This is a genomic window from Pseudomonas sp. D1-36, assembly GCF_051132205.1.
Classification (GTDB): domain Bacteria; phylum Pseudomonadota; class Gammaproteobacteria; order Pseudomonadales; family Pseudomonadaceae; genus Aquipseudomonas.
In genome coordinates this window covers 2428368-2454715 of the sequence record NZ_CP071674.1, presented here as the reverse complement: position 1 = coordinate 2454715, position 26348 = coordinate 2428368, and the positions used below count along the sequence as shown (strand labels likewise).

Below are 26348 nucleotides of genomic sequence, written 5' to 3'. Positions count from 1 at the left end.
GGGTGCCGGCATTTTTTGTCGTCCGATCAGACCTGGATGTAAACCACATGGGTATGGGTGTATTCATACAAGCCGTGCTTGCCGTCCGCGCCGCCAATACCAGACTTGCGCGCCCCCGCATGGAAGCCCTGCATCGCTTCGAAGTTTTCTCGATTGATGTAGGTCTCACCGAAATCGAGCTCATTGCTGGCGCGCATGGCCGCGCTCAGGCTGCGGGTGTAGATCGATGAAGTCAGGCCGTATTCGCTGTCATTGGCCAGGGCAATGGCTTCGTCCAGGTCGTCGACAATCTGGATCGGCAGTACCGGGCCGAAGATCTCCTGGCGCATGATCGCCATCTCGCCGCCGCACCCGGCCAGCACCGTCGGCTGATAGTGAAAACCCTGGCCCTTGTCGGCCACCGCGCCGCCGGTGACCACTTCGGCCCCCTCTCCCTTCGCGACCGTGACCATTCGCGCAACCTTGTCCAGGGCCGCCTGGTTGATCAGCGGCCCCATGTCCAGATTGTCCTCGGCCAGCGGGTCGCCGTAGCGGGTCGCGGCCATCGAGGCGGCAATCTGCTCGATGAACCGATCGGCGACCTTGCGCTCGACGTACACCCGTTCGGCGCAATTGCAGACTTGCCCTGTGTTGATCACCCGCGAAGCCGTGATGGCCTTGACCGCGAGGTCCAGGTCGGCGTCCGCCAGCACGATGGCCGGCGCCTTGCCACCGAGCTCCAGGTTGAGTTTGGTGATGTTTGGCGCTGCCGCCGCCATGATTCGCGAGCCGGTGCCGACGCTGCCGGTGAAGCTGATCAAGTCGATGCCGGCATGACGGGTCAAGTCATGCCCCACGGTCGCCCCCGTGCCGCTGACAACGTTGAACACACCGGCCGGCAGGTCGGTCTCAGCCACCAGGCGAGCAAACTCGAAGCAATTGATGGGGGTTTCTTCGCTGGGCTTGATCACGATGGTATTGCCGGTCACCAGCGCCGGGGCCATTTTGCGAGCAATCAGGAAGAACGGGAAATTCCACGGCAGAATCCCGGCCACTACGCCCAGGGGCTTGCGCAGCAGGAAGATGCTTTCGCCGGCACGGTCGCTGGTCAGCACCTCTCCCTCAAGGCGCCGCGCCCACTCGGCCATGTAGTCCAGATAATCGGCGGTGAAGTTGACTTCCACCCGCGCCAATCCCAGCACTTTGCCCTGCTCGGCGGTGATGATATGGGCGAGGCGTTCGGCGTTGTCGCGCACTTTCGTGGCGATTTTTCGCAAGTAACCGGCGCGCTCGATGGCCGGACGGGCAGCCCAGCTTTTTTGCGCCTTGCGCGCTGCGGCAATGGCCGCTTCGACTTGCTCGCCACTGGCTTCGGGGACCCGTGCGAGCAAACGGCCGTTGGCCGGGTTGCGCACTTCGATGCTTGGGTCGCTGGGAACAAAAGCGTTGGCGATGAAGTTCTGGTAATCGGTGATCTCGGTCATGTGCTTGCTCTCGCGTCAGGTTCGAAATAATGCGGGGGGCGCTCATTTGGCGGTGAAGGTCTTCCAGACCCCGCCTTCTTGCTGCAGGTCGTGGGCGCGCTTGATCAGGTATTGGTGGATCTGCTCCACCTGTTCCGGCGTGAAGGCGTCGGCAAAGGACGGCATGCCGTCCGGCACCCGGCCGCCGTAGAGAATGCCGAGGAACACCTGGTGTTTTTCCGCCGTCAGCTTGCGCAGGTCCGGCAGCACACCGCCGCTGACCGCGTGGATGCCGTGGCACTGAGAACAGTAGCCGTCGTACAGCTTGCCGCCGGCCTCCACTGCCGCCAGGTCGCCGGTCAGGGGTGGCGGTTTCGGGGTGTCGGCGAGCGGTGCCGGCTCGTTGAGTTTCGCGGTGCCGCCCAATTTATAGGTCAACACCTGGGAGAACGGCCGAACCCCGGCGCGTAGGGACAAGGCTCCGGCGAATGTCGAGAAGGCACCGCCCCAACCGGCCATGAACGTCACGTACTGTTCACCGTCCACGCTGTAGGTAATCGGCGCCGCCATCACACCGCTGGCCGCCGGCTGCTCCCAGAGTTTCTTGCCGCTGTCGGCAGCGTAGGCGATCACACGGCCGTCGGCGCTGCCCTCGAACACCAGGTTGCCGGCGGTACTCAAAGTGCCGCCGTTGAAGATCGTCACATAGGGCACTTCCCAGGCCGGTTGCTGCTTGACCGGGTCCCAGGCAATCAGTTTGCCTGACCAGCCCTTGGCCATTTCCAACAGCCCATCGGCGTCCTCCGGCATCATCCCGGTACGCAGGCCCAGTTGGTACATACTCTTGAACGGGTTGCGCTTCGGCGCCTCGGGGATGTGCTCGTAATAGGCGGACATGATGTGCGCGGGGATATACACAAGCCCGGTGTTCGGGTTGTAGGACATCGGCTGCCAGTCGTGGGCGCCCCAGAACGCGGGCGTGACCAGTTTACGTTTGCCGTCCTTCCAGTACGCGGCATTCTCGTCATCGACGATGGGCCGGCCCGTCTTCATGTCCATGCCCTTGGTCCAGCTCTGGGGCACGATGCCCTTGGCGGACAGCAGCTCACCCGTGGCGCGGTCGATCACGTAGAAAAAACCGTTCTTCGGCGCTTGCATCAGCACCTTGCGCGGCTTTCCGTCGATCGGCAGCTCCGCAAGGATCATGTGCTGGGTAGCGGTGTAGTCCCAGGCGTCACCCGGCGTGGTCTGGTAGTGCCAGGCGTATTCCCCCGTATCGGCATTGACCGCGACGATGGACGACAGGAACAGATTGTCGCCCTTGGCCTGGCTCCGCCATTTCGGGTCCCACAACGAACCATTGCCCACGCCGATGTACAGCAGGTTCAGATCCGGGTCGAACGCAAACGAGTCCCAGGCCGTGCCGCCACCGCCTTGGGCCACATAGGCGTCGCCGTGCCAGGTCTTGGCGGCGATTTCCATGGCCTTGTCTTCGGGCGGCAGCTTGGGGTCACCCGGCACCGTGAAGAAGCGCCAGGCCTGCTTGCCGGTCTCGGCGTCATAGGCGGTGACATAACCGCGTACGCCGAACTCGGCGCCGCCATTGCCGATCACCACTTTGCCGTTGACCACGCGCGGCGCACCGGTGATGGTGTAGCTGCGCGAGTGATCGGCACGGGTGTCCACCGACCACGCCCGCTGGCCGGTCTTGGCGTCGATGGCCTCCAGGCGACCATCGAGCACGCCCACGTAAACCTTGCCCTTCCACACCGCGACGCCCCGGTTGACCGCATCGCAACAGGCCTCGCCGGCGCGGTTGCGGTCGGACTTGGGGTCGTACTTCCAGATCAACCTGCCGTCGCGGGCGTCCAGGGCGTAGACCACCGAGAACGGGCCGGTGGTGTACATCACGCCGTCGACCACGATAGGCGTGGCCTCGACACCGCGATCCAGGTCCAGCTTGTAGCTCCAGGCGAGCCCCAACTGGTCGACGTTCTGGTCGCTGATCTTCTTCAACGGGCTGTAGCGTTGTTCGTCGTAGGTGCGACCGGTGCTCATCCAGTTACCGGGCTCCTGGTCGGCGGCGATGATGCGCTTGCCGTCGACATTCGCCGGCATGTCCTGGGCCCAGCTCGGAGCAGTATTGAGGGTAAGCGCCAGCACGACATATAGCGCCTTGAGGGGAGCGCGAAGGGGCGCGTTCCGAGAAGCAGTAGGCACGGCGAGGCCAATCTGTGTCATGGGAGGACTCCTGATTCTTATTAGTAGCGAAGCCATTGCGCTGCGCACTCAGGCAGGAGCAACCCCCATGCCACCGTCGGGAAATGCTCTGCAAGCCCCGTTCTACGGGGGCTGCGCTTGGTGTAGCGGGTTGCGAAGACGTGCGACAGTTGTCGCATTCACCGTGACAGCTGTGCCAGACGTGCGCCAGGTTGCACACGATTCGTGAAGAAAGCGGTCACACGCTGTGCCTTAGCACCTTGGCGCGAGAGGCCTAGAATAAAAGCCACCATCAGCAGGAGAGCCAAGCGATGTTCGCCTCATTTGAATCGGGCCGATGCCAAGTCAACGGCATTACCGTCAACTACCGCAAAGGTGGGAGCGGCCAAGGTCTGCTCTTGCTCCACGGGCATCCCCAGACCCACGTCATGTGGCACAAAGTCGCCGAACCCCTGGCGGAGCATTTCACCGTGATCGCGGCGGATCTTCGCGGCTACGGTGACAGCGACAAACCGGCAGGCGACGCAGAACACGTCGCCTACTCCAAGCGGCAAATGGCCCTGGACGGGCTCGAACTCATGCGCGCGCTGGGGTTCGTGAAGTTTGACGTATTGGCGCATGACCGAGGCGCACGCGTGGCCCATCGCATGGCGATGGATCACCCGGATGCAGTGAAGCGCTTGATCACGCTGGACATCGCTCCGACACTGGCGATGTACGAGCAAACCAACGAAGCGTTTGCCCGCGCCTATTGGCACTGGTTTTTCCTGATTCGCCCGGCTCCGTTTCCCGAAACGCTCATCGAGGCCGATCCGGAGCTCTATCTGCGCAGCGTCATGGGCACTCGCAGCGCTGGCATGGCGCCTTTCACTGATTCAGCATTGGCCGAATACCTGCGCTGCCTGTCACTCCCCGGCGCAGCTCATGGTGTTTGTGAAGACTACCGGGCAAGCGCCAGCATCGATCTGGAGCACGACAAGAGCGACCGACAAGCCGGCCGAAAAGTCTCAGTGCCATTGTTGGCCTTGTGGGGAGCGGACGGCGTCGTGGGCCGTTGCTTCGATCCGCTGAAGGAATGGCAAAAAGTCGCGACCGATGTGCGAGGGAAAGCGTTACCTTCGGGGCATTACATAGCGGAAGAAGCGCCGAAGCTTTTGCTGGACGAGGTGCTTGGATTTTTGCTCCCTTCGATCCCCCGAGGCCGGTAATTTACAGGCGGCAACCGTTCCTACAACGCCTGCCGGCAAATTCCTGGACACTGGGGCCCAATCCATCATCACCTCGACCGTGCATTCCGGCCTGGACGCCGTCGGCTTGACCACAGCCTTCGCAACGGCGTTGGGAAATGCGGGCATCAGTTGCATCGTCATCGCGGCTTACTACCACGACCACTTTCGTGGGGCGGGAAGATGAAAAGCCATCCATTCGCGCTCCCGCCAGCCACTGCCTCTACACCCACCCCTCAAGCCGCAACGTGGCGCGCACCAGGCGTTGTTCTTCGTTTTCGATTTCCTTGAGGTTTTCGCAAATGCTCTGGATGTGGGCGATGGCCGCCTTGCGTGCCTGCTCCGGCAGGCGTCCGGTCACGGCGTTGTAGAGCCGGGCGTGTTGCCGGTCGATCTGGCGCTTCTGTGGTTCACGGTGGTAGAGGTTGTTGACCGAGGCGAACACCGAGCTGAGCAGCAAGTCCGTCAATGAACGCAAGGTCTGCACCAGCACCGGGTTATGTGAGGCCTCGCAGATCGCCAAGTGAAACGCATGGTCGAGCCGGGCATGGGCGCTGGCCTCCAGGGGATGGCTATGGGCGTCGAGCATGGCCTCGTAGCTGCGGGTAATCAGTACGAAGTCAGCCTCGGTCCCGCGCAGGGCCGCCAAGCGCGCCGATTCGCCCTCAAGCAGGCTGCGCACTTCAAACAAGTCGTAGAGTGTGCGTGGCTGCGAGCTGAACAGGTGCATCAGCGGCGACGCCAAGCCATGCCCAGCCAGGTCGGCCACGAAGGACCCCTTGCCCTGCTCGGTCTTGATGATTCCGCGGGCGCGCAACAGCTTCAGGCCCTCGCGAAGCGCAGTCCGGGAGACGCCGAGTTTTTCTGTCAACCGGCGCTCCGAAGGCAACAATTGCCCGGTCTTGAGTACGCCATCGACAATCAGGCGTTCGATGCGCTCACAGACGACGTCGGCGACCTGCGGGTTGCGGCTCGTTTCCACGCTTTCCATCGAATCTCCCACTGGTATTACCAGATTCAGACCAATGTAATCGTCCGTTCGGACATGCTGATAAGCCATTGCCCTATAAGGCTTTTACCCTATAGCCCATGAGAACCGGCTCAAAGAACTGGTTCGACCAGCTGAACACCCCATAGACAGTAGAACGCGTCGGCCTAATGATGCAAGTCAGCCGTATCGGAACAGACCTCTAATAAAAACAACCGAGTGTCGCCTACGAACGATGAATATTCTCTACGACGAACGCGTCGACGGCGCCCTGCCTGACGTCGACAAAAACGCGCTGCTGCAAGCCTTGCAAACCCAATTGCCCGATTTGGAAATCCTGCATCAGCGCGAGGAGCTCAAGCCGTACGAATGCGACGGGCTCTCCGCTTACCGCACCACGCCCATGCTGGTGGTGCTGCCGCGCCACATCGAAGAGGTCCAGGGCGTGCTGCGGCTCTGTCATGAGCGCAAGGTCCCCGTCGTTGCCCGTGGCGCCGGCACTGGTTTGTCCGGCGGTGCGCTGCCGCTGGAAAAAGGCGTGTTGCTGGTAATGGCGCGCTTCAACAACATCCTGCACATCGACCCTGCCGCCCGCACCGCACGGGTCCAGCCGGGGGTGCGTAATCTGGCGATTTCCCAGGCGGCCGCGCCGTTCGGCTTGTACTACGCGCCGGACCCCTCCTCCCAGATCGCCTGCTCGATCGGTGGCAATGTCGCGGAGAACGCCGGTGGCGTGCATTGCCTCAAGTACGGGCTGACCGTCCACAACCTGTTGAAGGTGGACATTCTCACCGTCGACGGCGAACACCTGACGTTGGGGTCGCAGACCCTCGACTCACCCGGGTTCGATCTGCTGGCGTTGTTCACCGGTTCCGAAGGCATGCTCGGGGTGATCACCGAGGTCACAGTCAAACTGCTGCCCAAACCGCAAACGGCCAAAGTCCTGCTGGCGGCCTTCGACTCGGTTGAAAAGGCCGGCCGCGCCGTGGGTGACATCATTGCCGCCGGCATCATCCCGGGCGGCCTGGAAATGATGGACAACCTGGCCATCCGCGCCGCCGAGGACTTCATTCACGCCGGCTATCCGGTAGACGCCCAAGCCATCCTGTTGTGTGAGCTCGACGGCGTGGAGGCCGACGTCCACGACGACTGCGATCGCGTGCGCCAGGTATTGCAGCAGGCCGGCGCCACCGAAGTGCGCCAGGCTCGCGACGAGGCCGAGCGCGTGCGTTTCTGGGCTGGACGCAAGAATGCGTTTCCTGCGGTGGGACGCCTCTCGCCGGATTACTACTGCATGGACGGGACCATACCGCGCCGGGAACTGCCCGGAGTGCTTCGCGCCATCGCGGCGTTATCGGCCGAACATGGCCTGCGGGTGGCCAACGTTTTTCACGCGGGCGACGGCAACATGCATCCGCTGATCCTCTTCGATGCCAATCAACCGGGTGAGCTCGATCGCGCCGAAGCCCTGGGCGGCAAGATCCTCGAACTGTGCGTGAAAGTCGGTGGCAGCATCACCGGGGAACACGGCGTGGGCCGGGAAAAGATCAACCAGATGTGCGCGCAGTTCAACAGCGACGAGTTGACCGTGTTTCACGCCGTCAAAGCCGCATTCGATCCGAGCGGACTGCTCAACCCTGGCAAGAACATTCCCACGCTGCATCGCTGCGCCGAGTTTGGCGCCATGCACGTCCACATGGGTCAGATGCCCTTCCCTGAACTGGAGCGTTTCTGATGGGCAGCGAACATGATTTCGACGACAGCGCAGCGCTGCTGCAGCAGGTCAACCAGGCGCTGGAAAGCGCCACCGCGCTGCGCATCCAAGGCTCCAACAGCAAAGCGTCACTTGGACGCAGCGTCGCCGGTGAGGTCCTCGACACGCGCTCGCACCGAGGCATCGTCAGCTACGATCCGACAGAACTGGTGATCACCGTTCGCTGCGGTACGCCACTGGCTCATCTTTGCGAGGTGCTGGACGCGGCGCAGCAAATGCTGCCTTGCGAACCGCCCTCCTTCGGCGAGAACGCCACCGTGGGCGGCATGATTGCCTGCGGGCTCTCAGGGCCCCGGCGCCCCTGGTCTGGGTCGGTGCGCGATTTCATTCTCGGCACACGGGTCATCACCGGTCACGGTAAACACCTGCGTTTCGGTGGCGAAGTCATGAAAAACGTCGCTGGCTACGATCTGTCGCGCTTGATGGCCGGCAGCTACGGCGCGCTGGGCGTGGTGACCGAAGTGTCCCTAAAGGTCCTGCCAAAACCGCGGCAAACGTTGAGCATCAGCCTGGAAATGGACGCCGCCCGGGCCTTGCTGCGCCTCGCGGAATGGGGCCAGCAACCCCTGCCCATCAGCGCGGCGTGCCACGATGGCGAGCGCCTGCACCTGCGGCTCGAAGGTGGCGAAGGCTCGGTCGCCGCGGCCCGCGACCGTCTGGGCGGCGAGTGGCTGGACTCTTCGTACTGGCAGGATCTGAATGAACACCGGTTGAGCTTCTTCGATGAGGACCGCCCCCTTTGGCGCCTCGCCGTGCCCAATGGCACGCCTCGACTGCCCTTGCCGGGCGTTCAGTTGATCGATTGGGGCGGCGCCCAGCGCTGGCTCAAATCCGCTGCCGAAGCGCCCTTTATCCGCTCGCTCGTCGAACAAGCCGGAGGGCATGCCACCTGCTACACCCCTGGCGTGACCGACACCCCCTTCCAGCCGCTGCCCGACGCGCTGATGCGCTACCACCGGAACTTGAAGCAACAACTCGACCCGCGTGGCATCTTCAACCCCGGTCGCCTGTATGCGGAGCTCTGAACCATGCAGACCAACTTGAGCGACAACGCCCGCCAACTGCCTCGCGCCGAAGAAGCCGAACGGATTCTGCGAAGTTGCGTGCACTGCGGCTTTTGCAATGCCACCTGCCCGACCTACCAATTGCTGGGCGATGAACTGGACGGCCCGAGGGGGCGCATCTACCTGATCAAGCAGGTGCTCGAAGGCAACGAAGTGACCCGCAAGACCCAGGAACACCTGGACCGTTGCCTGTCATGCCGCAACTGCGAAACCACCTGCCCCTCCGGCGTCGACTATCACAATTTGCTGGACATCGGTCGGGCGGTGGTGGATGCGGCAGTCCCACGCTCACCCGGCCAACGGCTGTTGCGCGAGGGATTGCGCGGCGTGCTGCCCAATCCAGGATTGTTCAAAGGGCTGGTGAGCAGTGGCCAGGTTTTCCGTGCCGTGCTGCCCAATGCGCTGCAAGCCAAACTGCCTCGCAACACTCATCGGGCAAAGCCACGACCGACCCTGCGCCATGATCGGCAAGTGCTCATGCTCGAAGGCTGCGTGCAACCGAGCCTGTCGCCCAATACCAATGCCGCCGCCGCCCGGGTACTGGACCGGCTGGGAATCAGTGTCACCCCGATTCGCGAGGCCGGCTGCTGCGGTGCGCTGGATTACCACCTGGATGCCCAGGCCGCCGGCCTCGATCGAGCCCGACGTAACATCGACGCGTGGTGGCCGGCCGTCGAAAGCGGTGCCGAGGCCATTGTGCAAACCGCCAGCGGCTGCGGCGCCTTCGTCAAGGATTACGGGCATCTGCTCAGCACCGACCCAGCGTATGCCGACAAGGCCGCAAGGATCAGTGCGTTGTCCAAGGACCTGGTCGAAGTACTGCGTGACGAGCCACTGGAAAAGCTCGGCGTACACAGCGATCAGCGCCTGGCCTTCCACTGCCCCTGCACCTTGCAGCACGCGCAAAAGCTTGGGGGAGCGGTTGAAGCCATCCTCGAGAGGCTCGGATTCAACCTCACGCCGGTGCCCGACAGTCACTTGTGCTGCGGCTCGGCGGGCACCTATTCGCTGACCCAACCTGCACTGTCCCGGCAATTGCGGGACAACAAGCTCAATGCGCTGGAAAGCGGACACCCCGAGATCATCGCCACCGCCAATATCGGCTGCCAGTCCCACCTCGACGGTGCTGGCCGAACCTCGGTCCGGCACTGGATAGAATTGGTCGAAGCCGCGATGCCTTGACCGAGCACTGGGATTCAACAGGCTTCGCGGCCCGCTTGTATTCAACCCCCGGTCACACTGCAGCAGCCGCAACCACCCTGGAACGCCAGGCAAAAGCCAGCACCATCAGCAACCCCAGGGCCGCCATCGCTGCTCCGGCCAGGGAGATCGCCGGATAACCCAACCCCGCGTTGATCACCGCGCCTCCCAGCGCCGCGCCAATCGCGTTGCCCAGGTTGAAGGCACCGATGTTTACCGCAGACGCCAGGTTAGGCGCGTCCTTGGCGGCTTCCATCACGCGCATCTGCAAAGGCGGCACCAAGGCAAAGCTGGCGATGCCCCAGATCAGGATGGCTACCGCGGCCGGCAGCGGCCAGCGCATCAGCACGGTAAACGTCAGCAGGACAACAATCAGTATGCTCAGCGATACGATCAGCGTGCGGTCTATCGAGCGATCGGCGGCCTTGCCGCCCCACATATTGCCCAGCGTCAGCCCGACACCGAACAACACCAACATCGCGGTGATGAAAGGGGTGCGAGCATGGGTCTCGCTGCTCAGGATCGGGGCGATATAGGTGAAGACGGTGAACATCGCACCTGAACCGACAACGGTCAGGGCCAATGCCCCCAACACCGGGCCACGGCCCAGCACCCGGATTTCCGCCAACACACCGATGCTTTGCGGCGTCGGCACGTTGGGCAGGGCGAACCACAGCGCGGCCATCGCCGCCACGCCCAGGCCAGTAATGCCCCAGAATGCCGTGCGCCAGCCGAACAGTTCGCCAAACCAGGCGGCCAGCGGCACACCGCCGATGGTTGCCAGGGTCAGGCCCATGAACATGGCCGCGACCGCTCCGGCACGTTTCTGCGGCGCGACCACGCTGGCAGCGACAATAGAGCCAACGCCAAAGAACGCTCCGTGATTCAGTGAGGTCACCACCCGGGCGATCATGAGGCTGTAGTAGTCGGTCGCCAGCGCTGACATCAGGTTTCCGAGGGTGAAAATCGCCATGAGCCCGATCAGCAGATAACGTCGGGGAATCCTGCCGGTGGTCAGGGTCATCAACGGCGCGCCGAGCAGTACGCCGAGGGCGTAAGCACTGACCAGCAGGCCGGCGGAGGGAATGGAAACGCCAAGATCCGCAGCGATGCCCGGCAACATGCCCATCGGCGCGAACTCGGTAACGCCGATGCCAAAGGCACCAATGGCGAGTGCAACAAGCGGTGGATTGATACGCATGGAAGTCTCCTCATCTATGTCGCAAATGCTACGATGCGGACTTTCAAGGCAGTAGATAGCCTTTCTGGCATACACCTTTGCGTGCGGAGCATAAATGGACTTCAACGGCAGATCAGGGGAAATGGCTGTGTTCGCCACGGTGGCGCAGGAAGGCAGCCTGTCGGCCGCCGCGCGCGTATTGGGGCTGACGCCCTCGGCGGTCAGCCGGACCATCGCGCGGACCGAACAGCGTCTGGGCACCCGCCTGCTGTTGCGCACCACGCGGGCTATCACCTTCACGGCCGAAGGCGAGGCTTACCTGCGCGGCGCTCGGCGGATCCTGGCCGACATGGCCGAGGTCGAAGAAGCCGTCGCCGACCAGGGCGTGCCCCGGGGCCGCTTGCGCGTCAGTGCCGCCCTCGGCCATGGGCGGCAAGCCATCGTTCCCTTGGTGGCGGCCTTCAGCGCCCGCTACCCGAACATCGTCGTCGACCTCACCCTCGGCGACGAAGTGGTCGACATCCTCGGCGGCCAGGCCGACGTCGCGGTGCGGTTTGGCCACTTGCCCGACAGCCCACTGACCGCGCGCCGGATCGGCGACACCGGCCAGGTGGTGGTGGCTTCGCCCGCCTATCTTGAGCGCCATGGCACACCCCAGGAACCGGAAGACCTGCTGCAACACAACTGCCTACGCTTCAATTTCCGTCGCGCCGAACCCAACTGGCCGTTCATCCGCGACGGCGAAGAATTTTCCCTGAAAGTCACCGGCAACATCGAATGCAGCAGCGGCGAGGCGCTGGCACAACTCGCGCGTGTGGGCGCCGGCATCGCCCGTATCGGCGAGTTCACCGTGGCCGAGGATTTGCGGCGCGGCGATCTGGTACCGCTACTAGGTGCCTGGAACCCCGGGGACCGGGAACCGATCCACGCAGTTTTTGTTGGCGGGACGGCAATGCCAGCGCGGGTGCGGGTATTCGTCGATTTTCTGCTGGAGCATCATCGACTGTGAGCGTAGCCCGGGGGGACCAGGCGGCCTAGCGTCCGAACATTCGCACCAGAACGTCGCCTTCCCCGCCACGCCGCCGATGGATCAGCACCATGGCGACGTGGCCGATGATCAGTAGCAGCAGCAACCAACCCAACCAGCTATGCAGGAGGTTCGCGGGCAACATCATCCATTCGACTTTTTCATCGAAACCCGGCATCAACGGAATGCCCAACGGCGAAAAAGCCCGCCCGGAGCCGTATTGCCGGACCAGTGCGATCAGCGGAATGATGATGACCAGGGCATACATCGCCAGGTGACCCAGTGTCGCTGCGATGCTCAGGGACGCGGGCCTATGGCCGCGATTGTGCAAGGACCAGCACGCCCGCAGTATCACCAGAAGTATCAATACGAACCCGAGTGTCTTGTGGGTGCCCCACAAAAATTTCTCGACGGCCGTGTCCTCCAGTAGAAGATGGGAAAACGCCGTAGCAAATTGCCACGCAAGCAAGGCGGCCATTGACCAGTGCAGGAAACGACTGACTGTTCCGTAGCGAACATGGCTGTCGTGTAGTTGCCAGTTTGATGAAGTCATCGTGCAAGCCCAGGGAGTGATCAGCCCAATGATAGATCATGCTGTCGGGTGACGGGCCGTCGTACGGCCGTACCCTGCCGCAATCAAGCTGCTTGGCTGTAGCCTCGCGTTCCTGCCTGGACTGCCCCGGCTAGTTTGGCTTCGCAACGGTAGGCACGGTCATCCGAGCAAAGACATACAGCAGCATGCCCACCAGGATGAGTGCCCCGCCGCGCAGCCAAGTGCCCATGTCTTGCTGACTCAGCAATACGAGACAAGACAGGATGGCTAGCACGGGTACCCACGTAGGCGTCTGATAATGCTCTTCTGCGACCTTGTCCTTGCGTAACACCAGCACCGCTATGTTGGTGCTGAGGAAAACGAACAGTAAGAGCAGAACCACGGTTTGCGCCAGGGTAGCCAAGGTCCCCGTGAGCGTCAGTGCGATTGCTACGAGGGTCGTTGCGACAATGGCCGCCCACGGCGTGCGCCGGTGGGGCAGTACCTTTTCCAGGAAGTCTGGCAAGAGGCCTAGATTTGCCATCCCATACGTGAGACGACTGGCCATGATCATGGTCAGCAGCGCCCCGTTGGCCACTGCGATGAGCGCGATGAACGCGAACAGGCGAGGCGGAATATCTAGCCCGGACGCACGGACCACCTCAAGTAACGGCGCCGAGGTCGCGAGCAGTTTCTCCGTGGACAGTACTGACGAGGCTGCGACCCCAACGGCCATGTAAACGACGCCCGCGGTTATCAGCGCCGCAAACAAGGCGCGGGGGTATACCTTGCGGACGTCCTTGATCTCTTCCGCGAGGTTGGCGGAAGTCTCAAAACCCACGAACGAATAGAACGCGAGCAACGCAGCGCCCAGGACGGCGAGCATCGGGCTGACTCCAGGCTTGAATTCCAGCGACCTTGCGAGTTGCGCTTCGCCAGAACTGAAGAAACTCCCCGCCGCGACGATGACCAGGATCAGCCCCGACAGCTCGATCACGGTCATCACCATATTCGCCCCGAGGGATTCCTTGATCCCTCTGGCATTCAACAGCGCGATGACCAACAAGAAAATCAAGGCTGCGACATGGGCGGGTACTTCAATGAACGCTGCAAGGTAGTCCCCCGCAAAAGCCAGCGAGAGACCGGCAGCGCTTGTCACCGCCGCGGCGAGCATGCAAAAACCAACCAGGAACGATATCAACGGTGACTTGAAAGCCTTTTCGGCAAACACCGACGCTGCGCCCGCGTGAGGGTATTTCGAGACCAGTTCGGCATACGAACCCGCCGTCAGCATTGCGAACAATAACGCGATCAACAACGGCACCCAGATCGCGCCGCCGACTTCCCCTGCGATGGTACCCGCCAGCGCATAAACGCCAGCGCCCAGCACATCGCCAAGTATGAACAGAAACAGCATCGGCCCCGTGACAGCGCGACGCAAAGAGGTCTTGGATTGGGACGTGTTTACTTTCATTGAAGGCTCTGTCACAGATGTGAATGCGCGAAAGCGTCATGCCTGCGCACAACGTCTGCACCAGTGGAATGGATTCGTAGGGTAAAAGTTCACTAAATCACCCGTGCCCTACTTAGCCCATAGCCAAACGAACGGTTATCCATCCAATGCCAACTAGCCGTGCCGTTTGCTACCCAGCACCAAAGCAACACCCCCCAGCACGGCGACGGATGCCAACACCATCCTTACGCTCAGGCTTTCACCCAGAAATACGATACCCGCCAGCGAAGCCAGGATGGGCACGCTCAACTGCACCGTCGCGGCTTGAAACGCCGCAAGATGACGCACCGCGACATACCAGACCGCGTAGCCGACGCCTGACGCCAGCGCGCCGGAAAGAACCGCATAAAACATACCCAGCGCATCCCAACGCAGCGTTGAGAGAAACGGCAAGCTTGCCACCAGGACCAGGGGAATCGACCTCAGGAAATTGCCGGTTGTGGTCGCCAGCGGATCGGCGACAGTTTTGCCAAGCAGCGAGTAGATTCCCCATGCCAGCCCCGATAACAGCATCGTAAGCGCGCTAGCGGGGTCGGGAGCGGCTGCGCCTGGCAGCAGCAGACTGACCAGGCCAGCCATCGCCAACACAAACCCAACGATTGCCCGCGTATGCATCCGTTCGCCTTTGAACAAGCCGAACAGAACCATGCTCAGTTGAACCGCGCCAAACAACAACAGCGCCCCCGTCCCGGTCTCCAAATGACGGTACGCGAAGGAAAAAGCAAAGACGTAAACGAACAAGGCTGCGGCGCCCTTCCAACTGCCTTTGGTTTGGGTTGAGGACCGCCTCATGAGGCACATCAGCCCTAACACCAAGGCCCCGCTGACCAGCCGGACAACGCTGAAGCTCGCGGCATCGATATCAGTGTGCTTAAGCGCCAGGCGGCACAGCAATGAGTTAGCGGCGAAGGCGAACAGGGCGAAACAGGTCATCGCTATCAATCTGGCCGATGCTGACGAGTTGGACGCCAGTGTGGGGTGTTTGCTTATTGTCATGGTCGATCCCAATGCCCAGGCAGGCTCTTAGAACGTTCGACGCCACCGCGCCCGTTGAAACACGTTCAACTACGTTGGGCTTATAGTCGTCCCTGTACCGATCGGTCAATACGACTATCTTCCTACGACCCTCGGATGAGCTTCTCCCATTTGTATCCTTCAACGCGCACGCATGGGTATGATTGCCGCTCAACCGGTTGGAAATGGCCCATGGGAAAAAAGAACGCCGTCGTCGCTGCCGAACCTGCTGAAACCAGCACCAAGGAGCGGATACTGAAAGTCGCTGCGCAATTGTTTTCGACGCGCGGGTTTCACGCGACCGGCATGGCTGAGTTGGAAAAAGCCACCGGCCTGGCTCGAGGCGCGCTGTATTACCACATCGGCAGCAAGGAAGAGCTCCTGTTCGAGATCACCAGCCGGTACTTGCGGGTGCTCATCGCTGAGGGCACGCCTCTGTGCGAGAGTGACCTGCCCGCGGAGGATAAATTTCGCCAGTTCTCGGCCATTGTGATGCGCACGATCGTCACTCACCTGGCCGAAATGACGGTATGTTTCCGGGAGGTGTATTCCGTCATTGGCGAGCGCCAGACCGAGTTGCTCGACCTGCACCGGCAGTATGAAAAGCTCTGGTCGCAAATCCTCAAGGCCGGCGTGAACGAGGGGACCTTCCGTACAGCTGACGCGTTGGCCGTCAAGGCTATCCTTGGCATACACCATTACAGCTACTTGTGGATCAAGCCCGGCGGCCCGCGCTCGCCGGAATCCATCGCGACGTTTTTCTGCGACACCCTCCTGCCCGGACTGAAGGTTGAGCAAGGCAGTCCCTGTAGGTCGGACTGTTGAAAAGCCCACTGACGGATCAAAAAATGTAGAATCCGCTCGCCAAAAAACCGTTCCTTCTCAACGAGCTTTGCTGATGAAGCTGGCCAGCCGCAAAAAATCGATGATTGCCTGGGTGCTGTATTTCAGCGTCCTGTTCGCATCGTTGCTGTGCGCGATGGGCCACGGGCAAATGGCCGGCTTGCGATTGAGCGGTTTGGACGGCGGACTGCTTTGCTCCACAGGCGGCGGTGCAGTCTTCGAAAGCCTGCATGATGCGCCCGCCCCGTCACTGCCCGTCGAGTCTGATTGCGTCATTGCCAGCCTGTTCGGTGCGATCCTGCTCGCGGCGTTCTTCGGGCTGCTCGCCTTGCTTGCCGGCGAACCAGCCTGGCCCTTGCCCGCACAACCTACCCGTTGCTTACCCAGGCAGCGCTGGCCCCTGATCAATCCTCGCGCCTCCCCCGCCCTGCTTCCCTCGCCTTGACATCATCACCACTAGCCGCTGCCTGACGCGCGGACGGTGTGTGCTCATCGAATTAAGCCAGGAAGCTATTCATGTTTCGCTTGACTACTTTGGCGCTGCTCGCGGGCAGCACCTGCGCGTGGGCGCAAGACACAACCCTGAATTTACCCACCAGCTATATCAACGCCTCGGCCGACCAGCCGAAACCGGCGACCAGCCTGGGCCTGGACACCCCCATCGAAAGCGGCTCGCGTCTGAACCTCAGTGCCCGGGAAAACCCGGCCTCTGTGAGCGTGGCCGATCGCAAGACAATGGAACGCATCGGCGCGCGCAACTTTCAGGATGCGGCGAACGCTCTGCCAGGCGTAAACGCTTCTGCACCGCCCGGCTGGGGCGGCTATGTGTCGTATCGTGGTTTCAACGGTGCCCAGATCAGCCAGTTGTTCAACGGAATCAACCTGCAATACGGCGGCGCAGCACGTCCGGTCGGCGCATGGATTTATGACCGGGTGGAATTGCTCGGCGGCCCCTCCTCGTTCCTCAACGGCAGCGGTGCCGTGGGTGGCAGCCTGAACGTGATCACCAAGCTCGCCAACCGCGAGGAAGATACCTTCGAGGGCCGGATGAGCTACGGTCGCTACGACACTTGGGAAACCGCGGTCGGCTTCAATAAGGCGCTCAACAGCGGTGACGGTCCACGTCACTATGCGCGGCTCGACTACAGCCGCACCAGCAGCAACGGCTACATCGATCGCCAGGAGAATGGTGCGGGCAACCTGGCCTTCTCCCTGCTCAGCGACATCAACGACCGACTCTCCCATACGCTGGCGATCGAATACCTGGAGGAGAAGGAAGACAGTCCCTACTGGGGCACGCCGGTATTGCAACCGCTGTCCGGCAAGTTGCACATCGACAAGCAAAACCGCTTCAACAACTACAACGTCGAGGACGGTCGTTACGAGCAGCGCACCCGCTGGATACGTTCAATCACCGACTACCATCTGGACGACAACACTCAATTGCGCAACACCTTCTATCACTACGACGGCCAGCGCGATTACCGCAACCTTGAGGTCTACCGCTACAACAGCGACAACAGTGCCATCGCCCGCTCCGGCGGTTACCGCCAGCGGCACGACCAGGAGGTCAACGGTGACCGTATCGAGCTGACTCACCAGGCTCAGCTGTTCGGCCTGGCCAGCGATTGGGCCCTGGGCGTGGATTACAACACCAACCAGCAAACCAACTACCCACTGTCCAAAGGTGCCTTCGATACCATCGACCCAAATGGCTTTGAGCCGGGCCAGTTTTTGGACATTCCGGGGATGGACGCACCCCGCGCTAAAGGTCGCAGCACCTGGACCGATACCTCCTCGGCTTTCGTCGAGAACCGTACGCGCCTGACCGAACAGCTGGCGCTGATCACTGCGCTGCGCTATGACCACATCGACTTCGAGGTCGTCGATCATATGGCCCAGGCCAGGCTCGACAAGCGTTGGGATGCAGTCACGGGTCGCGTGGGCCTGGTGTACGACCTGACGTCCAATGTCAGCCTTTATACCCAATACAGTACGTCGGCCGAGCCGCCGGGAGGCACGCTGACCAGCGCCTCCATTGCCCAGGTGGGCGATTTTGACTTGAGCACCGGTCGCCAAGTCGAGGTGGGCAGCAAGTTCGATTTTCTTGACGGTCGCGGCTCGGCCACCGCCGCGGCCTACCGCATCGTGCGCAAGAACATCTCCGTCCCCTCCTCGACGGTGCCCAACACCACCGAGCAAGCGGGTCAGCAAACCTCCACCGGCATTGAGCTGGCAGCGTCGTTCAAGGTCACGCCCAAGCTATTGGCGGCCGGCAACGTCACTTGGGTCAGGGCCGAGTACGACGAGTTCAATGAAACCATCGCAGGCGTCGTGCACTCACGCAAAGGCAATAATCCGGTGAACATTCCAGATCGGGTAGCCAATCTATGGCTGACCTATGACGTGGCTCCTGGCTGGCAACTCGGGGCCGACGCGCGCTACGTGTCGTCGGTTTACGCCAACACCGCCAATACGATGTGGGTGCCTTCCTACACCCTGTACGGCCTGTCCATGACCCACGACCTGGACAAACACCTGCAAGTCAGCGCGCGCCTGCGCAACCTGACCGACGAGGTCTATGCCCGTTTCATCCACCAGAGCAACACTCAATATTACGTGGGGGAACCGCGCAGTCTGGAAGTCGCCATGCAGTGGAAGTACTGACAAGCCTGAACGCACTGCAACAAGTCGTCTGACGGCCTGACGTGTCTGATTATGAGTCGGAGCGCAGGCCGTCCCGCGTTGGCTAGCCTGGTAGCATGGCTGAGAGCGCGCTCAAATCCACTGGGTCATCACGAGGATGACAGCTGGAAGTGCCAGTCCTGCCAGCATGGTCTGGCAAGCGATGATCCCAGCCATAAGAGGGGCATCCCCTCCTAACTGCCTTGCCATGATGTAGGAGGACGAGGCCGTGGGCAGTGCTTGGAACAGAAGTGCTGCAACCGCGGCCTTTCCTTCAAGTCCGAATAGGTGGCACGCCCAAAGTGTCACCAGCGGCATGATTAAAAACTTGGTCAGCGACGAGTAACCAACCGGACGCCACCATTGCCTGATGCTTGCGAACTCAAGCGCAGCACCCACGCAGAGCAATCCGAGCGGTAGTGACATTTGCCCCAAGGCTTTGAGCATCGGCTCAATGCCCACAGGTAATCCCCAGCCCGAGAATTGGATCAATCCGCCGGCGAAGCACGCAAGTATCAGCGGGTTCAATGCCAACTGTTTGAGGACTTTGCCCAATGACATCCTGCCGCCTGAGCCGTACTTTGCGAAGACCAATACACACAAAATGTTCACACTGGGCACGATGGCCGCGTTCGCGACCGCGGCCAGGGCTATACCCTGCACACCGAACAAGCCCGCAGCTGCCGACACGCCCACGTAATTATTGAAACGTATCCCCCCCTGAAAAACCGAAGTGAACGCAGCATCGTCCGCGGTGATCAGCGATCTGGCGCTCAACAACATTAGCGATACCACAACAGTCGAGAATACGAGCACCGAAACCATGCTTTGAAACGGCACGCCATCAAGGTTGGCGGTCGCCAGTCCGTGAAAGAAAAGAGAAGGCAACAACACGTAATACGCCAAGCGCTCTGCCTGCGCCCAAAAAGTATCCGCCAGAAACTGACAATGCTTGAGCCACGCGCCCAGCACGATCAATAGCGCGATGGGCAACAAGGCAGTCATCAAGGAGAGGGTCATGCGCGTGCCTTGATTTTCTGTGCCAACGGTTCGCATTCCGCAATTCGTCGGCTCATCAGCGGCATGTCTACGGTAGGTCTACTGATCATGGTGCCCCCAAAAACTCAATGACTGAGGTCCACGATAAGAGGTCGAACTCCAAAATAAAAACGTTTTAAACTTCAGCGATCAACAAGTATTACTCATGGTTAATCGGGCAAGACATGGGCTTTCACCGCGTTCGCCAGCGCTGCCGCCAGTCGCGCAAGCGGACGATCTTCGCGCTCCAGCAATACCACACGCCTGGTTTTTTGAGGGATGCCGAACGGTTGAACGGCCAGTGTTTTCAAGCTTATGACTTGATGCCGGGAGAGCGGAACGATCGATACGCCCAACCCGCTTGAGACCATCTTGATAATCGCATCCTGGCTATCCAGCTCCATGCTGGTCTCCACACGCAGCCGCATAGCGCGAAGCTCTCGCTCAATGGTTCGACCTGCCCAGGCGCGACGATCGAATCGAATGAACGGCTGGCTTTTGAGTAGAAGCTTCAAGTCCTCGTGGGCACGTGATACCGGCGCGATGATCCAGAACCCTTCCTCGTAAAGGACTGTGCTTGCCAGGCCGTAAGGGTGTGGTTTTACCGGTTCGGTGGTGATCGCAACGTCAAGCTCGCCCGCCTCTACGCGCGTGGCCAATTCGGCGGACATTCCCGACGCAACAGTGATGCGCAGGTGAGGATGTTCGGCACGCAATGCCGACAGCGCGAGAGGCAACACGCTCGCCAGCGCTGTATGAATGGCACCGATTCTAAGCCTGCCGCGCAACTCAGTGTCGCCTCCAATCTCGGACGAGATGCCGTCGTATAAGGCTAGAATTTCTCGCGCGCGCTCAACGGCAATATGCCCAGCATCCGTCAGCACCGGCAACCGCCGTGAGCGATCAAACAGAAGTGTATTGAAATCTTCCTCCAAAGACCGGACGTGAAGGCTGATCGCTGACTGGGTCAAATGCACGGCGTCCGCGGCCCTAACAAAAGAACCGTATTGGGCAATGGCAAGCAGTGTTCGAAGTGCGCGTAGAGACATAGCCATTAATCCTGCAGATTGATGGCCGAGCTTGTCATAAAGGGATCAAGCATCAAGGGCAGGTTTCGCTGCTATTACCATGATCTCAACCAGCACCTCGGGTCGCGCCAGATTTGCCTGAACAGTGGCCCGTGCAGGAGCGCAGTCGGTTGGAAGCCAAGCATCCCACACTGAGTTCATCGCCGCGAAATCACGATCAATGTCTTTAAGCCAGATCTGTGCGCTCAAAAGCTGGCCCTTGTCGCTGCCCGCCAACGCCAACAAGGCTTCGATTTTGGCCAGCACCTGCTGCGTCTGCTCTTCGATGCCGGCCTGTAGATCGGTAGGTACCTGGCCGGAGAGGTAAAGCAGATCGCCGTGACTAACCACACCGGACATTCGCGCGTTGCTCTGAAAACGTTCAATCGTTGCCATCGGTTTTAATCCATGAACTGGGAATATTAAGGTCGGGCCGTCAACCAGCCGAACCATACGCTGGGCACCACCAAATGCCAAGGTTATGCCCAGCGCAGCTGGATTTACATCCAAGCGGGCCTTTCATGCCAACGCCTTAGGCCCGGAACAGCCAGGTTTGCGTTTCACGCCAGCGAGTCAGCCACTCCGATCAGTTGAAAGACCTCCTCTTGCGGGGGCTCGGCGAAGATGATGTTCAAGTCACGGTAACCGGAGTGATCCCCGACCAGGCTCAACTCGAATCGAGCCCCTGATGCGTCGGCTTCGTAGCTCTTCAAGTAAGTCAGGTTCTTGGCTTGATTGACAACCACATCCAAGGTGCCGTTGTACCCATTGCCGAGTCGGGTGAAGCCCAAGGCGGACACATCGATCGTGTCTTCACCCGTGGTGTAGTCCATCAGGCGGTCAGTGTGGTTTTCGGTGGCGGTACGGTAGCTGTCGCTCAGCAGGTCGAAGCGGAACACGTCGTTGTTGCCGCCACCGACCAATTGGTCCCGGCCTTCTGCGCCAATCAATACGTCATTGCCTAACGCTCCATAGAGGCGATCATCGCCCGCGTGCCCTTCGATGATTTCGCCTCGGGCGTTGCCTTGTAAACGATCGTCCCCTTCGGTGCCCACCAACCTGGCTTGCTGGAACAGGACGTTGGTTTCATCCAGCGTTTGGCCCAGATTACCCTCGAAGACCACTTCGAAGCGTTCCCCATCCGCGTTGGCCTCGAAACTCTTGAGGTAGGTCCGCGTCCCGCTTTCATTGACGCGTATCGCCAGCGTTCCGTCATAGCCATTGCCTAGCCCGAGGAAGCCCAGGGATGAGAGATCGAGGGTATCGGTGCTGGGGTCGAAGTCGGTGATTCGGTCGCTATGGGCGGTGGTTGCGGTTCGGTAACTGTCTGCGACTGACTCGTAACGGAACGTATCGGCACCGGCCCCGCCCGTCAGCAGGTCACGACCTTCCTGGCCATCGAGCAGATCGTTACCGGCCCCGCCAGAGATCGCATCGTCGAATGACGCGGTACCGGGCAAGAAATCATCATCGCGGCCACCGTCGACGTGGTGATAGCCGTCGTCGGGATTGCCAAAGCTGTGGTCCAGGCTACCGTCGGGGTTCAACTGAACCAGGGAGGCCAGGTAGCCGTCCGCGCTTGTACCTTGGCTTGCGCCAATCAATACCTTGCCGTTGGCCAGCACAATCATGTCGGCGATCGCAAAAGGAGCGTTTTGCGAGCCCCAACTCACCTTACCCTGGTCACCGAAGCTGCTGTCGAGCGAGCCGTCGGCGTTGAGTCGGGTGACGGTCGCCACGCCCCCCGAGGCGCCCGCCAGCAGGATTTTGCCGTCATCCTGGATGACGAGGGCATCCGCATGGACATCCAGGGCCAGGCTGCCCCCGTTCGCGAAGCCGCTATCCAGGGTACCGTCCGGGTTGAGGCGGGTCAGGGTATCTTGCCCTGTGACCAATACTTTCCCGTCTTCCTGCAGCGAAACGTCGATCGTGCCGCCGGGGTGAATGCCGACGGAGGCTGGCAGGTGCAAGACCCCTGCCTCTGCGAAAGACGGGATCAAGGCCCCCGTCGCGTCGAAGCGGGCGATATAGATCTCCCCGGAGGGATACCCCGCGCTTGCGAAAAAGCTTCCGTCGCGTTGCACGGAGAACGACGCTTGCTGGCCTAAATTGTCATTCCAGTAAAAAGGCACGATCGCGGTGCCGCCATTCCCGAAACTCGTATCCAGGCTGCCGTCCGCCAAGGTGCGACTTATCCCCGATACCCAGGCGTCGCCGACTTGCACGTACTGCGCCACCAGGTAACCGCCTCCCGGCTGCACCGCGGCATTACCGCCGTCCTCGATATCGAGCGACACAGGAAGAAGCGATTTACCGTCTCCACTGAAGCTGCGGTCCAGGCTACCGTCGGCATTGAACCGGACCAGGCTACCGGTGAAGCCCGAGTCCTCTTCGCCTCCCAATCCCAGGCGACTGTAAGCGCCCAGCCAGATAGCACCGTCCGGATCGACCGTGATACCTGCGACAGTGTCCGAGCCCCATAAGGTGGTGGCAACCATGCCTGTGTTCCGCGCCGCTGCAGCGGCGGGCGAAATGTCCTGACTCATGTCCATGTCTCCTGTAGCTATTAGGCGCCAAAAACTATAGACATGGGTCAGTCAGGTTGCCACTTTTCATCCCTCAACCGCCTATCAAGGGCATCGGCGAACCGGGCGTTCCCAGTTCCTCTACGCTGATTTCACGCATGCGGAACTTCTGCACCTTACCGCTGACGGTCATCGGAAAGTTGTCAACGAACTTGAAGTGGCGTGGCGTCTTGAAATGAGCGATCCGGCCCTTGCAATAATCGCGCAGCTCTTCAGCGCTTGCCTGGTGTCCCTCGTGCAGCCTGATCCAAGCAACGATCTCTTCCCCATAAACCTTGTCCGGAACACCGATGACCTGAACGTCTGCCACCGAAGGGTGGCTGAAGAAGAACTCCTCTATTTCGCGCGGGTAGACGTTCTCGCCCCCTCGAATGATCATGTCCTTATTGCGCCCGATGATCTTCAGATAACCCTCGTCGTCCATGATTGCCAGGTCGCCGGTGTGCATCCAGCCCGCATCGTCGATGGCCTGCGCGGTCGCCTGCGGGTTGTTCCAGTAGCCCAGCATCACGCTGTAGCCGCGAGTACACAGTTCGCCAATCTGACCGCGAGGAACGACCCGGTTCTGTTCGTCGATGACCTTGCTTTCCAAGTGCGGCTGGGTGCGGCCGACACGGGTGACTCGGTGTTCGATATCGTCCTCCGGCCCGGTCTGGGTGGAGACCGGGCTGGTTTCGGTCATGCCGTAGGCGATCTGCATCTCCTTGAGGTGCAGGTCTTCGATCACCCGCTTCATGACTTCGATCGGGCAGGTGGAGCCGGCCATGATGCCCGTTCGCAGATGACTCAAATCCAATGACTGGCGCTGCGGGTGGTCGAGCATCGCGATGAACATGGTCGGCACGCCATACACGCCGGTCGCTTTCTCCTGTGCGGCGGCCCGCAAGGTCTCCAGAGGATCGAACGCCGCACTGGGGTAGATCATTGTCGTTCCGTGGGTGACACAACCCAGGTTACCCATGACCATGCCGAAGCAGTGATACAACGGCACCGGTATTACCAGCCGGTCTTGCTCGCTGAGCTTCAGGCTTTCACCGACCATAAAGCCGTTATTCAGGATGTTGTAATGGCTGAGGGTGGCGCCTTTAGGGAATCCGGTGGTCCCCGAGGTGTACTGGATGTTGACCGGATCGTCGAACTGCAATTGTTCGCCGCGTTCGCGCAATTGCTCCGGAGCCACTCGTTCCGTCAGGTCTCGCAACCCCTCCCATGACAACATACCGGCGGCTGGCGCATCGCCAAGGCTGATCACGCCCCGCAACTCAGGCAACCGGCCACTTTGCAGTGCGCCTACGGCGCAGCGTTGGAGTTCGGGCAGCAGATCATGAAGCATCGCGTGGTAGTTGGAGGTCTTGAACGAATCGGCACAAATCAGCCAGCGGCACCCCGACTGCTTGAGGGTGTATTCAAGCTCGGTCAGGCGGTAGGCCGGATTGATGTTCACCAACACCGCTCCCACCTTGGCGGTTGCGAATTGGGCAATGCACCATTGCGCGCAGTTCGGCGACCAGATGCCGACCCGTTCACCGGCCTTGAGGCCCAGCGCGAGCAATCCTCGTGCGCAACAGTCCACCTCCTCGGCCAACTGTGCCCAGGTGTAGCGCAGCCCTTGATGCCGTACGACCAACGCTTCGCGATCGCAGAACCGTTCCACCGCTAGGTCGAACGCCGCGCCAATGGTCATCGCCAGCAAGGGTGTGGTTTGCGGTCCACGGGTGTAACTGGGGACACTCATATCTGTTCTCTCTGTACGATCCAAATGTGGTCCGGGGTTTCAACCACGGCGCTTTGTTGAATGGCTTGCCCTCTTTGTTTTTAACGCGTGAATATCTGCGCCGTGGTAATCGCCATATCACCGCCGGGCAATTTGATGTTGCCGATCTGCTTCAAACTGTCGGCGTCGAACACCGCTACGTCGTTGAAGGTACCCGCCAGGTAAATCTTGCTGCCGGCCTTGTTGAACGAAATGCAGTAAAAGGAATGGTCCAGCGTGGCGGCCTGAAGCAGTTTTTTCTGCTTCATGTCGTACTTGGCCAGACGGTTGAGTACACCGAACATCAAGTTCGGGTCCTTGGGCGAACGCATGCCACTGAAATAGATCTCCGTCAGAGGGCCGAAGTCGGTGGTTTCGGTCTTGCCGGTTTTCAGGTCGATGCTGAACAACCCATAGAGGTATTCGGCGGTGGCCGGGTCCTGCTGCTTGTCCTTGAATTTCGCGGCGGTATAGAGCAGCGAAAAATCATGGCGGTACGTTTGCTGGTTCCACACATAAAGCACGTCCGGCGCGCTGTAGTTTTCACGCTTCCAATGACGACTGGGGATCAGCACGTCGAATTTGCCGGTGTTCACGTTGACCTTGTAGACATCCGCTCCCGCCACATACAGCGTGCCATCGTCACCGCTTTGCATGATGGTCAGCTGCCGCGGTGCCGGAAAACTGCGAACAGGTTTGGCGTTCATGCCGGCATCGGTGGCGTACACATCGAGCCGGGGTTGCTGTACTTCGTAACGGTCGTTGAGCATCAACGTCGGGTTGGCGATGGCAAAGAGTTCCTTGCCGTCGTGGCCAACAGTAAAAGCGAACATGGATTTCGCTTTCTCCCCCGGTTTCTGGGTGATGCTGGCGTGAAAGACCTGTTTACAGCTGTCCAGCTCAACACCGTAAATATCCGCGTAATGGTTGTTCAACACGTACGCGGTCTTGCGATCCGGCGACAGTTGCACGGTGCCGGGACCGAAGGCGTCCGGCATCTTGCAGGTCTTGAACAGGCTGTCGGTGGCCAGGTCGATCACGTGCAGGTTGTTCGGATAATTGGTGGTCACCATGTACTCGTGACCGCTTTGCAGTGCGGTGTTTTCATCGGCCAGGACATCGAATGAGATAACGCCCAGGACACCGAACGCGGCCAAGCCGCAGGCTTTGATGCATTGCATGCTGGAATCCTTCTTC

The 26348-nt window shown here is 60.8% G+C and carries 21 protein-coding genes and 1 pseudogene; 9 read left to right on the top strand and 13 right to left on the bottom strand.

Features of this window, described 5'->3' with window-relative positions; genetic code table 11:
- Positions 1 to 26: 26 nt before the first annotated feature.
- Entirely contained in the window at positions 27 to 1463 is a 1437-nt protein-coding gene (aldA, locus tag J3P76_RS11120; RefSeq protein WP_434559261.1) for an aldehyde dehydrogenase, read from the bottom strand.
- Positions 1464 to 1505: 42 nt separating this feature from the next.
- The gene (locus J3P76_RS11115) at positions 1506 to 3683 is read right to left on the bottom strand and encodes a PQQ-dependent dehydrogenase, methanol/ethanol family (RefSeq protein WP_434701931.1); all 2178 of its coding nucleotides are present in this window, start codon (positions 3681 to 3683) and stop codon (positions 1506 to 1508) included.
- Positions 3684 to 3973: 290 nt separating this feature from the next.
- On the opposite strand from J3P76_RS11115, the gene J3P76_RS11110 reads away from it, so the two are divergent.
- Both J3P76_RS11110 and J3P76_RS11105 read left to right on the top strand, forming a co-directional pair.
- Positions 3974 to 4870: an alpha/beta fold hydrolase gene (locus J3P76_RS11110; RefSeq protein ID WP_434676388.1), complete on the top strand. Its 897-nt coding sequence runs from the start codon at positions 3974 to 3976 to the stop codon at positions 4868 to 4870.
- A gap of 67 nt (positions 4871 to 4937) precedes the next feature.
- A pseudogene (locus J3P76_RS11105) lies at positions 4938 to 5054 on the top strand (ACT domain-containing protein); the annotation flags it as partial.
- 57 nt (positions 5055 to 5111) lie between these two features.
- Here the strand turns inward: J3P76_RS11105 and glcC are convergent.
- Positions 5112 to 5879 carry a transcriptional regulator GlcC gene (gene glcC, locus J3P76_RS11100; RefSeq protein WP_434676387.1) on the bottom strand — a complete coding sequence of 256 codons (768 nt, stop codon included), beginning with the start codon at positions 5877 to 5879 and terminating at the stop codon, positions 5112 to 5114.
- Between the two features lie 232 nt (positions 5880 to 6111).
- On the opposite strand from glcC, the gene glcD reads away from it, so the two are divergent.
- Genes glcD through glcF form a run of 3 tightly spaced genes read left to right on the top strand, consistent with a single transcriptional unit; the run spans position 6112 to position 9896 of the window.
- Positions 6112 to 7611 carry a glycolate oxidase subunit GlcD gene (gene glcD, locus J3P76_RS11095; protein WP_434701930.1) on the top strand — a complete coding sequence of 500 codons (1500 nt, stop codon included), beginning with the start codon at positions 6112 to 6114 and terminating at the stop codon, positions 7609 to 7611.
- Positions 7611 to 8675, top strand: a complete 1065-nt coding sequence (gene glcE, locus J3P76_RS11090) for a glycolate oxidase subunit GlcE (RefSeq protein WP_434559271.1) — start codon at positions 7611 to 7613, stop codon at positions 8673 to 8675. Before glcD ends, glcE begins: the two co-directional genes overlap by 1 nt.
- 3 nt (positions 8676 to 8678) lie before the next feature.
- Positions 8679 to 9896: a glycolate oxidase subunit GlcF gene (glcF, locus tag J3P76_RS11085; protein WP_434701929.1), complete on the top strand. Its 1218-nt coding sequence runs from the start codon at positions 8679 to 8681 to the stop codon at positions 9894 to 9896.
- 52 nt (positions 9897 to 9948) lie between these two features.
- Here the strand turns inward: glcF and J3P76_RS11080 are convergent, their stop codons facing one another.
- Positions 9949 to 11115 carry an MFS transporter gene (locus J3P76_RS11080; RefSeq protein WP_434676385.1) on the bottom strand — a complete coding sequence of 389 codons (1167 nt, stop codon included), beginning with the start codon at positions 11113 to 11115 and terminating at the stop codon, positions 9949 to 9951.
- Positions 11116 to 11209: 94 nt separating this feature from the next.
- On the opposite strand from J3P76_RS11080, the gene J3P76_RS11075 reads away from it, so the two are divergent.
- Positions 11210 to 12103, top strand: coding sequence for a LysR family transcriptional regulator (locus J3P76_RS11075; protein WP_420763640.1), 894 nt, complete (start codon positions 11210 to 11212; stop codon positions 12101 to 12103).
- Positions 12104 to 12128: 25 nt separating this feature from the next.
- On the opposite strand, the gene J3P76_RS11070 is transcribed toward J3P76_RS11075, so the two are convergent.
- From J3P76_RS11070 to J3P76_RS11060, 3 genes are all read right to left on the bottom strand, one after another.
- Complete coding sequence (locus tag J3P76_RS11070; RefSeq protein WP_420763639.1) at positions 12129 to 12674, bottom strand: cytochrome b; 546 nt, start codon at positions 12672 to 12674, stop codon at positions 12129 to 12131.
- Between the two features lie 130 nt (positions 12675 to 12804).
- Positions 12805 to 14127 (bottom strand): APC family permease, encoded by a 1323-nt coding sequence (locus J3P76_RS11065; RefSeq protein WP_434559279.1) that lies wholly within the window; start codon positions 14125 to 14127, stop codon positions 12805 to 12807.
- 153 nt (positions 14128 to 14280) lie between these two features.
- Entirely contained in the window at positions 14281 to 15099 is an 819-nt protein-coding gene (locus J3P76_RS11060; protein WP_434701928.1) for a DMT family transporter, read from the bottom strand.
- A 198-nt stretch (positions 15100 to 15297) separates the two neighbouring features.
- Here J3P76_RS11060 and J3P76_RS11055 point away from each other — a divergent pair, with 198 nt between their 5' ends.
- The 3 genes from J3P76_RS11055 (at position 15298) to J3P76_RS11045 (ending at position 18690) form a co-directional block, all read left to right on the top strand.
- Entirely contained in the window at positions 15298 to 16005 is a 708-nt protein-coding gene (locus J3P76_RS11055; protein ID WP_420763636.1) for a TetR/AcrR family transcriptional regulator, read from the top strand.
- Positions 16006 to 16078: 73 nt separating this feature from the next.
- Positions 16079 to 16468, top strand: coding sequence for a DUF2946 family protein (locus J3P76_RS11050; protein WP_434701927.1), 390 nt, complete (start codon positions 16079 to 16081; stop codon positions 16466 to 16468).
- 71 nt (positions 16469 to 16539) lie between these two features.
- The gene (locus tag J3P76_RS11045; protein WP_434701926.1) at positions 16540 to 18690 is read left to right on the top strand and encodes a TonB-dependent receptor; all 2151 of its coding nucleotides are present in this window, start codon (positions 16540 to 16542) and stop codon (positions 18688 to 18690) included.
- A 111-nt stretch (positions 18691 to 18801) separates the two neighbouring features.
- On the opposite strand, the gene J3P76_RS11040 is transcribed toward J3P76_RS11045, so the two are convergent.
- The 6 genes from J3P76_RS11040 to peaD all read right to left on the bottom strand — a co-directional run bounded on the left by J3P76_RS11040 (position 18802) and on the right by peaD (position 26332).
- A complete protein-coding gene (locus J3P76_RS11040; protein ID WP_434701925.1) occupies positions 18802 to 19728 on the bottom strand; it encodes an AEC family transporter in 927 nt (308 codons plus the stop codon).
- 188 nt (positions 19729 to 19916) lie between these two features.
- Entirely contained in the window at positions 19917 to 20795 is an 879-nt protein-coding gene (locus J3P76_RS11035) for a LysR substrate-binding domain-containing protein (protein WP_434647901.1), read from the bottom strand.
- A gap of 45 nt (positions 20796 to 20840) precedes the next feature.
- A complete protein-coding gene (locus J3P76_RS11030) occupies positions 20841 to 21209 on the bottom strand; it encodes a RidA family protein (RefSeq protein WP_420764028.1) in 369 nt (122 codons plus the stop codon).
- A gap of 164 nt (positions 21210 to 21373) precedes the next feature.
- Positions 21374 to 23359, bottom strand: coding sequence for a M10 family metallopeptidase C-terminal domain-containing protein (locus tag J3P76_RS11025; protein WP_434701924.1), 1986 nt, complete (start codon positions 23357 to 23359; stop codon positions 21374 to 21376).
- A gap of 73 nt (positions 23360 to 23432) precedes the next feature.
- Positions 23433 to 25133 (bottom strand): AMP-binding protein, encoded by a 1701-nt coding sequence (locus J3P76_RS11020; RefSeq protein WP_434701923.1) that lies wholly within the window; start codon positions 25131 to 25133, stop codon positions 23433 to 23435.
- 80 nt (positions 25134 to 25213) lie between these two features.
- Positions 25214 to 26332: a quinohemoprotein amine dehydrogenase subunit beta gene (gene peaD, locus J3P76_RS11015; protein ID WP_434701922.1), complete on the bottom strand. Its 1119-nt coding sequence runs from the start codon at positions 26330 to 26332 to the stop codon at positions 25214 to 25216.
- Positions 26333 to 26348 lie beyond the last annotated feature (16 nt).